Source organism: Kitasatospora sp. NPDC001119 (genome assembly GCF_053598475.1).
The window spans coordinates 28651-39175 of the sequence record NZ_JBSFKI010000063.1; the positions used below are offsets into that span (position 1 = coordinate 28651).

Below are 10525 nucleotides of genomic sequence, written 5' to 3' on the forward strand. Positions count from 1 at the left end.
GGCAGAAGAGGCTAGTTCACCGGATAGCGTGAGCGGCGACTCCCCAACGACTCGGGAGCCGCCGCCCCCTTTTGACAGTGGTAGCGCACTGTCCGGGGGCCAGAACCGCAGCAAGGAACACAGCCATGCCCATGCCTATTATCCGACCCCGCCTCTCCCGCGCTCTGCGCTCGGAGAGGCGGACCCAACGTAGCAGTGCGAACACCCTGAGCCGAGCCACGTGCGACTCGATCCTTCGTGAGACCGCATTTTGGATCACCGCGTTGACGCCGCTCCCCGTAGTTCTCGCTGTCGCCCTCCCTCAGGAGGCGGACCATGCCCGCCTCGTGGTGGCGCTGCTGCGCTACATCCAGCAGGTGCTCGCGGCCGCCGGCCGCCGACGCCGCACCCGGGCCTGACGCAGGCCGGCGCTGCCGCCTTCAAAGCGGCAGCGTCGCCCCGACTACCAGCCGAGCGGAAACCACGCAGTTGGTGAAGGACCCGATGACAGTGGACCCCGATCTGGCGGCGCCGCACCAGCCCTACGGCAGCGGCTTCACCGCCTTCGTCCTCCTGCAGAAGACCGGCTACGACCTGTACGCGCTCGCACGCCTGGGCGATCCCGAGCTCGGTTGCCACGTCGTGCGCTGCGCCCTTCGGAGCACGGCGGAGCACTGGGACCGCGTCCTTCGCCAGCGCCACGCCGTGGCGTACGCCTGGCGCACACTGCGGAACCACGTGACCGCGGCGTGCGTCTACGCACCCGACCCGACCACAGACCGCCTGCACCGGCGCCTGCCGGCCGCCCACGCCGACGTGGAACTGCTCCACCGCCTGGGCCTGTCGGTGGCGCAGGCCGCGGACCTGATGGGCCTGGAAGCGTCGGAAGCGGCCGCTGACCTGCGGATGGCCCGGCGCACCCTGCACGACACCAACCCCTGGGAGTCCGTCACGAGTACCTGCTGACCGAGGCCGCGGAACGCGAGTCAGAACCCGCCATCTTCCGCCACCCTGTTCGCCACCCGAGCACTACTGCGTGATCAAATCACTCGCGTGTGTGACGGGACGGGCAACATCGTGGTGCGGTTTGCCATGCCCCCTTACCATGAGTCGATCATCTGCCCTGGAACGGACCGGGGTTGTCGACACGGAGGGGCACCGTGAGCGATTCCACACCGGCGCAGAATCAGATCGATGCCACGATCCCGAGCCCAGCGAGGATGCACGACTACCTCCTGAACGGGAACACCAACTTCGCCAGCGACCGCCTGGCAGTCGAGCAACTCCTGGCCGTAGCGCCCAGTTCGCGTGAACTTGCCGTCAACAGCCGGGCGTTCCTCAGGCGGGCGGTGCGACACATCGCACGCGAATACGGCATCCGCCAGTTCATCGACCACGGATCCGGCCTGCCCACCCAGGACAACGTCCACCAGGTCGCGCAGCGCGTCGACGGTGACTGCCGCGTCGTCTACGTCGACAACGACCCGGTCGTGATCACCCATGGGCGGGCGCTGCTCGACGAGAACGACAACGTCGCCGTGGTCGACGCCGACATGGTCCGGACCGACAAGCTGCTCACCCATCCGCGGTTGTTGAAGCTGATCGACTTATCCGAACCGGTGGCCGCGCTGTTCGTCTCCGTCCTGCACTGTGTGGGTGACGAGCAGGCTGCCGCGGTCGTGCGCGACACCGTCGGGCGGCTGGCTGCGGGCAGCGTCGTGGTCATCTGCCAGTTCGTCAGTGACGACCCGCGCTTCCGGGTGGCGGCCACCGATCTCATGCACGAGCAGACGCACGGCCGTTGGGGGCGTATTCGCACCGAGCAGGATGTCCGTTCCTACTTCGAGGGCCTGGACATTCAGCCGCCCGGCCTCGGCGATGTCAGCCTGTGGCTGCCGGACAACGAGGTGCTCCCGCGCCAGCGCACCACCGAGTGGACGCAGTACGGCGGCCTCGCCCTGGTGCCGGCCGTGGCCGCCGAGCCGCTCTAGGGAACGTGACCCGCCCGCTCAGAGGAGGTCCTCGAAGTGGCGGCGCGCCCGGAGGAGAAGCCCGCGGCTCTCCGTGCGCTCGGTGCCCATCTGCATCAGCCGCGTCAGTTCCTCCGTGTACTGCTCGATCTCGGAGAGTTTGCAGCGCTCTCCCTTCGGCGGCGCCTCGTCGGGGCCGTGGGTGAAGTACTCGCCGCCGGTGAGGGTCTCGTTGTAGATCAGCGTCCTCAGCGGGCTCGCCCCGAAATCGAGGTAGGTCGTCGAGGAGAGGGAGCTGGCGACGAGGTGGTCCTTCGTGATGATCCGGACACCGAAGCCCGGACGGTAGGTCAGGTCGATCAGGTGGTCGGTCTGTTCAACCATGACCTGCGGCGACCCGACCTGACGGTAGAGGCTCCCCTCCTCCAGGAAGAAGACGGTGCGGGCGGGGTTCTCGAAGAACAGCTCCTGCCGGCGGCGCCGCAGCTCGACGCGCCTCTCCAGGCCTTGGGCCTGCCAGGGCTTTTGGTACGTCGCGAACAGGGCCCGGTAGTAGCCGGGGGTCTGTGCGAGGCCAGGGATGATCTTGGCCTCGTAGGTGAGGAGTATCGCGGCAGCGGTCTCCAGGGCGATCAGCCGGTGGACGTCTCCGTCGAGCAGGTCGCGGAACGCGTACAGCCAGTGGCTCTTGGCGGCCCGCGCGTGCTCCACCAACTCCTCGACCGAGTGCGCCACCTTGGGGTCGGCACTGTAGGTCTTGAGGAGCTTGGCAGTGTCCATCGGTTTGGGAACCTGCAGCCCGTTCTCCAGGCGGCTCAACTTGGCCGCTGACCAGCTCACCTTCCGCGCGGCCGCGGCCAGCGTTAGGTCGCCCCGCAATTCCTTCAGCTTGACGCCCGCCAGCATCATTGCGGCGGTCGGATTCCGAGCCGGGTCGGCACCCGGTCGCGGAAAGGCGAACACATTGTCGCCACCCATGTCAGCGTGCAAAGACACGCGACCCCTCCTTGACAGACTTTTGCTACCGAGTCTGCCACAGGGTAAGGCCGCGCGCCTCCATGCACCCCTTTATGAAGTTATCTCCGAACGGACGACTCAGGCATCGATCACGTGGTCGAACTCTCCGTCTTCCATGCCAAAGCGGAAAGCCCTGATCTCACCCGGCGTGAAGATGAGGGCGACCCCATCGGGAAAGCGGCTGTTGCGCACCGCCACGTCGCCACCGGGCAGCGCGGCGAGCTCGACACACTGCCCAGACACGTTGCTGGCCTTCGCCTTCACCCACGTCACGCCGCCGATGGAGCCCGCCGGCATGCCGCTCCAGAATTCGCTCACGGGAATCCCGCCTTCCAATCACCGAGGGATGTGTCCGTCACGAGCCAAGCCCACACCAAGGCGCAGGTCAGGCCCGGTTCTGCAATTGCAGCTGCAATTGCAGAACCAGGTGAATCCTAGCCCCAGGAAATCGAACATCGCATGCACCGCACGGGTGAACGAAAAAGAATGACCAGCAGATCAATGACAGCCGACGGGCCCACTTCTGATCTGTTATGAAAAGATCAATTTTCTCGACGCCGGCCGACTCTTCCCGGGTCCACCAGAGGTCACAATCTGCTCATATCTGGAGTGCCTGAATCCGGATATTCGCGCATGCCTATTTACTGCTTCCGTTCTGCTCGGGCGGCTCGTCTTGCGCTGTTCACCGACGACCTCCCGTCACCGCTTCGGCCTTCCTCGGCTTCATCACCGAGCACGACGGCGTCCATTGCCATGTCCTGCCGAAGCATCCGGCCGTAGTCCAAGGCCCTGCGTGAGCGGTGGGGCCTCGCGAGATGTCGGCGGGACGGCCAATGCTGGCGACCCGTTCACGAGAGTGGGTGATGAGCTTCTACAACTCGCCAAGGTGACGCGCCTCGACGGACCGGCTGCACTGGTCAGCAATCCCGAAAGTTCGAACTGCGTTCGATGCGGCGGCGGAATCAGCCCGGCCGGGCCCTGGCTGTGCCACCGCATCGGCCAGGGCCGCGCAGACGACCGAGATCCACAACGCCCCTTGCAGTGCTAGGCCCGTCCTTCGCACATTACGAGTTCGGATGATGTGGTGATGCGACCGGTACCTCGATGAGGTGCCGGTCGTTGAGCCTGGCGTGCCGATATCTCGTTCACGTCGTTCACGGGTCCACCGTCCTCGGATGACGGTGGAGTTGACGCCCGTGGTGGAGAGGCGTCTGGGCGCGCTGCCCGCCTCTGCCGAGTTTCTGCGCCGGCTGGACGTGGCCGGGATCGTCGACGAGCTGTGCCCGATCCGCGAGGTCGCACACCTCACGAACGGCCAGGTGATCGAGGTGATGGTCGCCAACCGGCTGTCCGCCCCGGCACCGCTGGTCCGCGTGGGCGACTGGGCCCGGGAATGGGCCGTGGAGGAGGTCTTCGGCATCGAGCCGCACCTGCTGGGCGACGACCGGCTCGCCCGCGCCCTGGACGCGATCGCGCCGCACCTGGACGAGCTGGCGGGCACGGTCGGCGCGCAGGCGATCACGGAGTTCGGCATCGACGTGTCCCGGATCCACTGGGACATGACCTCGATGTCCCTCTTCGGCGCCTACGAGGACCAGGACGAGCAGTTCCCGCAGGTCAAGTACGGCCACCCCAAGGACCGCCGGGTCGACCTGAAGCAGATCCAGGCCGGCCTCGCGGTCACCGGCGACGGCGGCGTCCCGCTCCTCCACCGCGTCTACGACGGTGGCGCGGGCGAAGTGGCCCAGGTCGTCGGCGCAATGAACGCCCTGCGCAAGATGGCCGACCGCAGGGACTTCCTGCTGGTCGCCGACTCCAAGCTGGTGTCCCACCCCAACGTCACCGCCCTGCTGGACGCGAAGGTCGCCTTCGTCGCCCCCGCCCCGGCCGCCAAGGTCCCCGACGGGGTCTACGCCGCCCTGAACCTCGACGATGCGCAGGTCGTGGACTACGTCCCGGACCGGGACGAGGGCAAGCCCTCCGACGGGCGCGAGGTCTACCGGGTCCTGGAGGACACCCACACCCTCGCAGGGCGCCGCAAGAGCGACCCGGTGCACACCCTGCGCAGGATCCTGGTCCACTCCACCGGCAACGCCCGCGGCCAGCAGGCCGCCCGCGCCAAACGCCTGGCCCGCGCGGCCGAGGACCTGGACAAGCTCCAGCGCGGCGCCGGCGGACGGTTCTACGGCACGGCCGAGAGGATCACCGCCTGGATCGGCGTGATCGCCAAGACCCGCCGCGTCGAGGACTGCCTACGTACCACCGTGACCACCGACGAGGCCGGCCGGCCCGTCCTGGAATGGCACTTCGACCAGGACGTCCTGACCGCCCAGGCGGCCGTCGACGGCTGGTACGCGCTGCTGACCAACCTCACCCCCGAACAGGCCACCGCGCAGGAGGTCTTCCTGCGCTACAAAGGCCAGGCCGTGGTCGAACGCCGCTACCACGACTTCAAGGGCCCACTCGCAGTCGCGCCCGTCTTCCTCCAGCACAACCGGCGCATCGCCGCCCTGATCACCGTGATCTGCCTGGCCCTGCTGGTCTTCTGCCTGATCGAACGCCAAGTCCGCCAAGCCCTCGGCCCCGAACAGACCATGCGCGGCCTCTACCCCGACAACTGAGCCGTCCGCCCCACCGGCCGCATGATCTTCTACCACCTGGCCAGCCTGATGCTCCGGCCCGGCACCGCCACCAGCCCACCCGCCGTCCTCATCAACCGAGGAGTCCAAGCACACCTGCTTGAACTCCTCGGCATCGACGAAACCCGGCCCCGCTGGCTGGAGACCTAAAACCCCATGTGCGAAGTCACCAGCTAGGCCGCGTCGCCGCTTTGTCGATGCCCAAGTCGACAACCTGCATGCCATGGTGGCAGGTTGGGGAGGACTTCACTCGATCGGGTGAATGATCCGGCTGATGTGCGCAGACCCGCCCCGGGCGCTGGCACAGTCGGTGCCGCACGTCGGTGGTTCATCACCGACGTCTGCCTCGTGCCGCCGTCGGCGGAGCAGGAACCAGATGCGAGATCCCAGACACTCGGCCTGTGGGTGTTGTTCGGTGTGATCCCTCTGCAGGCGTCGGCAGGTGGATCGTACGTAGCGGGTCGCCCAGGATGCCGTCCGGTTCCTGGAGCGGATTTCCCGCCGTCACGAGGTCAAGTCCTCGGGCGCGTGTCACGCGCCCCCGATGGACGGAGGCGTGCCTTGACGCCCGGCTCGGCCGGGAGAAGGACAGACCTCATGGCCAGCAAGCGACCTACCGGCATCTACTCGTACATCGGCACACAGTTGTGGGCCGAGCACTTGGCGGACGCCGTCGAGAACACCTGCGAGGAGGAGGGCCTGGCGCCTCCGCCCCGCGCCGCGATCACGGAGGGCCTCGCCACCGCCCTCGGCGACACCGAGATCAAAAAGCTCGTCCGCACCATGCGGGGCAAGAAGATCCTCCACCCCACGGCATATCGGGTGGTGGAGTCGGGCAACGACCGCGTCCTCTTGCTTATCTGCGACGTGCACGGTGCCGCTGTGGCTCCGTGGGACCTCAACGACCGCACCGTCGGCACCTGGTCCCCGCCCAGCCCTGAGGCTACGAAGCGTGTCGCCGATCTGATCGCCGCCGAGACCGCGCTCGACGCCGCCGAGAAGGCCAGGAAGGCCGCCGAGAAGGAGCGCGAGATCCGCCGCCGCGCCCCGAGCGACGACCCCCACTATGCGACCGCCCTCGCCGCCGCGGAGACCAAGCTGGCGGAGGCGGCCCGGCGGGCGCGTGAAGCCGACGGCCACCGTGTCGCCTTGCTCACCTCGCTCGGCAACCGCCGTCCGCGCCCCGTGGTGCGGGCGGCGGAGGAGGACGGCGAGCCGATGGCCGCGCTCACCCTCGCCGAGCAGACCTACGAGCAGGCAGTCCACATTCAGCGCTACGCCGCCGACCAACTGCGGCGCTTCGGCAAAGGCCGCGGATACGACCTCGCCGAGTCCCTGGTCGCCGCCGGCCAGCTCTCGCGCGGCATGAGCGTCCTGCAGCAGTGGCGCATCAGGAACGCGGACGGAACCCTGTCCGAACTGTGGCGGATGGTCGCCGTGACCGCCAATAACCGCGCCCTGGCCCGCCTCGACGTCTTCGGCCTGCGCCCCGAGCACATCATCACCGGCATGCCGCGGACCCTCGTGGCACTGCCGTCGGACACGCACGACCCCAGCGTGCTGCTCCTGAACCAGCGGGAGGTCCTCAACCGGGTCTCGCACCGCCTCAACGAGGCCGACGCCAAGGAGGAGACGGAGCCGGAGCACACGGCCCGGCGCGCCGCGAAGATCGCCACGGTGCCGATGGAGATCGTCGTCGGCTGTAGTAAGCCGGCCGCGCTGGAGCACGTGCTGCGGGGCCTGAATGTCAACGACCACCTCCGCGGGATCCAGCCCTACGAGGAGGAAGCCCGGTTCGTCGCCCTGTTCGCGACCCTCGTGGACGCCTACGCGAAGGAGGGCCAGCTCGTCGCGCTGCTCGGTGAGACGTTCCCCGAGGCCCAGGGCGTGGACCTCCTCGACCTGGACGGAGTCCGCAACGCCCTGACGGCGAACGGCCCCCTCGACCCCCTGGCCGCCCTTCTACCTGCGGACGAGAAGGTCTCGCTGGTCACTCTGCGGGACATCGCCGTCCGGGCCATCACCGCGCTGGTCTTCCCGGACATCCCCTCGGCTGGGCCCGACAACGGGAAGCGCCGGGTGCGCGACACCGGGGCGTTCTGGCCGATCGTCCGGGCGAGCCTGCAGGAACCGGCGTGGAGCCAGACGCGGGCCCCGAACGCCGAAACCCGTACGCGGCTGTGGTCGGCGGCCGTCGCGCAGCTGTTCCTGCACCGGGCCAACATCCTTTCGGCGCTCGGCCTGTTCACGGTGACGGACGCGAAGGAGGGCTCCAACCAGGACATAAGGGCGCTCAAGGAGCTGTTCCTGCGGGCCGAGGCCGGCGACCCGACGGCCTGGGCCGCACTGGTCCGGCGCATGGTGCCCGCACTGATCCACGCCCCCCAGCCCCTCGTCACGCCCGGCCAGGGCAGCGAGGCCGGAGCCGGGCGCAAGGGCGTGCGCCGCACCCCGGCCAACGCCGTCGCAGCACTCACCATGGCCTACGGGGCAGGGACGGAGAACCGAAGCCGCACCCTCCTGCTTACCTTCGCGCGCTCAGTCCTGGGACACCCCGACTCTGTCCTGGCGCCGCAGGCCCCCGACGGTGGCAAGCCGATCTGCTACGGCGAACGCGAGGTAGGCGAGGACCAGCGAAGCCCGATCGTCCCCGGCATGATCCTCATCCCGGACATCGACGGCGCGCCCACCGGCCTCGTCGCAGACAAGGCGTGGTTCGACGACACGTTCCCGCCGGACCTCGCCCAGAGCACGAACTCCGGGAACGACGCGAACACCACGGCCGAGGGCACCACGGCCTCCGAGAACAGCGCCGGCACCACGGAGACCACCGCGAACGGGCAAGCCCGGCAGGACCCCCGGGACCGGCTCGCCGCCCTGCGCCAGGAGATGGCGGCGCGGATCGAACTGGTTGAAGGTAGCTACGAGCGGGCCGCCTCCGCCGCCCGCGAGCTCATGGCCGGCTTCAAAGAAGCGATCGACCTGCGGACCCAACTGGGCGAGGAACCGCTCCCGGCGGACCAGCGGATCCAGTGGATGGAAAGGCTGACGGCGCTGCGCGATGCCACGGACGGCAGCGCTGCGGAACTGGCGGACGCCGAAACGCTGATCCTGAAGATGTAGGCGCGGTGCATGGCTAATCCAACAACTCGATCGGGCCGCTTCGGATGGAGCACTTCCTGATGCCGCCCGAGCGGTCACGAAGACAGAGCTACGGGCCGAACGAGGGGTGCCGCCCGGATTTGCGGTCTCGCCGGATGGCGGGGCGCAGTCGAGCCCGTTGGTCGGCATGAGTGAACAGGAGGGTCCCCCCACGCGTGTATGTGTGGGGGGACCCTCCTCGTGCTGGGGGGGCAGAGGAATTTGTAGCGTGCGCAGGTCGGCCCGTACCCGGCCTGCTGGGATAGCTCGTTGGTGAGGGGGCGCCCGCACTCCTGGCATGTCGAGGACGGCCCCCCGCTGGTCGGTTGGCACAACGGGGACGGCAACAGACCTCGGTCGCTCGCTCGGCCGCGGTCGAGGGCGGAGGAGACCAGAGTGGAGATGGCGACGGTGGCGAAGGTCGTGGCGATCGGCCCGAGGTGCGGGCGGGCCGCCGTAGCGACTTTCCCGGCCTGTGAGCGGAAGCGGGCGGTAGTGGTCCGGAAGCGGGATTCCTGCTCCTGCCGGCCGCCGCCGATCGCGTCGACGGGGGCGGTGCGGGGCGTCCACCACCGGCGTGGGGAGTTGTCATCCATGCTGCGGTCCTTCGTGGCCAGAGGGTTGGGCAAAGACATTCTGAGGGATTCCTGCACGGAACGTCCTGGGATCCGGGAGCCCCGGGCGGGCCAGGGGCTTGGACCTTGGCGAGATTTATAAGAGGCGGCCTAGGCGAAGCAGATTTCTGCTTCGCCTTCGTCCAAGCGGACGGCGGCGAACAGCTCGTCCGGGAGGAGCGAAGATCGCGGAAAGTAGCGGCTTCAAGGTTGGCGAAGCCTTCGATCAGGCCACCCGTCAGAGGCGGCAAGCAGCGAATGTGATGTTCGACACAGCAGCGGGCTGGATGGTCTCCGGGTATTTGTCAAGAGAATGTGGCGTCCTTACTCGCAGCGATGTATCGTGGCCTTGGAGATTGGGGACCAGCTGGGGACCACGCCTAATGAGCGGAGGTGGGCACGCATGAGCGGATATGGACATTCTTGGACGAATCTGTCGCACGCAGCGCTGCTCGTCGCGCGCATGAGCGATGGTGTCGATGGTGACGAACTTTCGTACGTTGTGGGCCAGTTGAGGTCTGTTGAGCTGACGTCCCGTCCGCTCTAGCGGGGGAGTCTAGGCGCAGAACTTGACTGGGGGTCAAGGGGTCGCAGGTTCAAATCCTGTCGTCCCGACAGTATGTCGGAAGGCCGTTGGCCGGGAGAGATCCCAGGTCAGCGGCCTTTTTGTAAATGGTCCGACAGGTGGTGGGCGGCTGTGGCGCCGCCGCTTTGCGATCTTGCTGGGGACCAGCTGGGGACCGCGGCCGTCGGCCGAGGGCCGCCGCAACCCGGTGCGGCGGCCGCGTGTTCGCGCCTACACGAGGTCACCGGCCTGCCAGCCCGGGGGGACCTTGGGCAGCCCGATCAGGGCGTCGATGTTCAGGTGTTCGGCGAGCAGGGCCTTGAGGTTGCGGCCGTCGATAGGCGTGCGACAAGCGCAGCGCCCTGCTGCAGGGATGGAGCACCGCCTCAGTGCCGATCAGGGAGACAGACCTGTGTCGCTCCGTGATGCCGGCGGCAGAGCTCGAGGCGCTGCTGGACGGGGTGGCTGTTTTCGGCATGTTGAACGAGGTTCTGGCTCAACTTCTGGATGCTGTTGGTGATCTTCATGAGTGACGGGTTCGAGTCCCGCCATCCGGTTGTTGGCAGAGTTGCTGGAATCGGGTGGTTGGGCCTGTTCGAT

10 protein-coding genes and 1 tRNA gene are annotated in these 10525 nt (G+C 67.9%); 8 read left to right on the plus strand and 3 right to left on the minus strand.

The genetic code is table 11. The features are described 5' to 3' along the window. The first annotated feature begins 263 nt into the window (after nucleotides 1–263). The 3 genes from ACWDD9_RS41320 (at nucleotide 264) to ACWDD9_RS41330 (ending at nucleotide 1970) form a co-directional block, all read left to right on the plus strand. Complete coding sequence (locus ACWDD9_RS41320) at nucleotides 264–398, plus strand: hypothetical protein (protein ID WP_449814482.1); 135 nt, start codon at nucleotides 264–266, stop codon at nucleotides 396–398. A gap of 85 nt (nucleotides 399–483) precedes the next feature. Beyond that, on the plus strand, nucleotides 484–945 hold the full coding sequence (locus ACWDD9_RS41325) for a hypothetical protein (RefSeq protein ID WP_449814483.1): 462 nt from the start codon (nucleotides 484–486) through the stop codon (nucleotides 943–945). A gap of 194 nt (nucleotides 946–1139) precedes the next feature. Beyond that, nucleotides 1140–1970: an SAM-dependent methyltransferase gene (locus ACWDD9_RS41330; protein WP_449814484.1), complete on the plus strand. Its 831-nt coding sequence runs from the start codon at nucleotides 1140–1142 to the stop codon at nucleotides 1968–1970. An 18-nt stretch (nucleotides 1971–1988) separates the two neighbouring features. On the opposite strand, the gene ACWDD9_RS41335 is transcribed toward ACWDD9_RS41330, so the two are convergent. Both ACWDD9_RS41335 and ACWDD9_RS41340 read right to left on the minus strand, forming a co-directional pair. Then, the gene (locus ACWDD9_RS41335) at nucleotides 1989–2945 is read right to left on the minus strand and encodes a helix-turn-helix domain-containing protein (RefSeq protein WP_449814485.1); all 957 of its coding nucleotides are present in this window, start codon (nucleotides 2943–2945) and stop codon (nucleotides 1989–1991) included. A gap of 99 nt (nucleotides 2946–3044) precedes the next feature. Beyond that, complete coding sequence (locus ACWDD9_RS41340) at nucleotides 3045–3263, minus strand: DUF397 domain-containing protein (RefSeq protein WP_449814495.1); 219 nt, start codon at nucleotides 3261–3263, stop codon at nucleotides 3045–3047. Between the two features lie 878 nt (nucleotides 3264–4141). On the opposite strand from ACWDD9_RS41340, the gene ACWDD9_RS41345 reads away from it, so the two are divergent. The 3 genes from ACWDD9_RS41345 to ACWDD9_RS41355 all read left to right on the plus strand — a co-directional run bounded on the left by ACWDD9_RS41345 (nucleotide 4142) and on the right by ACWDD9_RS41355 (nucleotide 8728). Next, the gene (locus ACWDD9_RS41345) at nucleotides 4142–5587 is read left to right on the plus strand and encodes an IS1634 family transposase (protein ID WP_449814486.1); all 1446 of its coding nucleotides are present in this window, start codon (nucleotides 4142–4144) and stop codon (nucleotides 5585–5587) included. Nucleotides 5588–5608: 21 nt separating this feature from the next. Next, a complete protein-coding gene (locus ACWDD9_RS41350; RefSeq protein WP_449814487.1) occupies nucleotides 5609–5755 on the plus strand; it encodes a hypothetical protein in 147 nt (48 codons plus the stop codon). A gap of 447 nt (nucleotides 5756–6202) precedes the next feature. After that, nucleotides 6203–8728 carry a hypothetical protein gene (locus ACWDD9_RS41355; RefSeq protein ID WP_449814488.1) on the plus strand — a complete coding sequence of 842 codons (2526 nt, stop codon included), beginning with the start codon at nucleotides 6203–6205 and terminating at the stop codon, nucleotides 8726–8728. A 74-nt stretch (nucleotides 8729–8802) separates the two neighbouring features. On the opposite strand, the gene ACWDD9_RS41360 is transcribed toward ACWDD9_RS41355, so the two are convergent. Next, nucleotides 8803–9381, minus strand: a complete 579-nt coding sequence (locus ACWDD9_RS41360; protein ID WP_449814489.1) for a DUF6011 domain-containing protein — start codon at nucleotides 9379–9381, stop codon at nucleotides 8803–8805. 526 nt (nucleotides 9382–9907) lie between these two features. Here ACWDD9_RS41360 and ACWDD9_RS41365 point away from each other — a divergent pair. Both ACWDD9_RS41365 and ACWDD9_RS41370 read left to right on the plus strand, forming a co-directional pair. Further along, nucleotides 9908–9975, plus strand: a tRNA-Leu gene (locus ACWDD9_RS41365). Nucleotides 9976–10314: 339 nt separating this feature from the next. Then, on the plus strand, nucleotides 10315–10458 hold the full coding sequence (locus tag ACWDD9_RS41370) for a hypothetical protein (RefSeq protein WP_449814490.1): 144 nt from the start codon (nucleotides 10315–10317) through the stop codon (nucleotides 10456–10458). Nucleotides 10459–10525 lie beyond the last annotated feature (67 nt).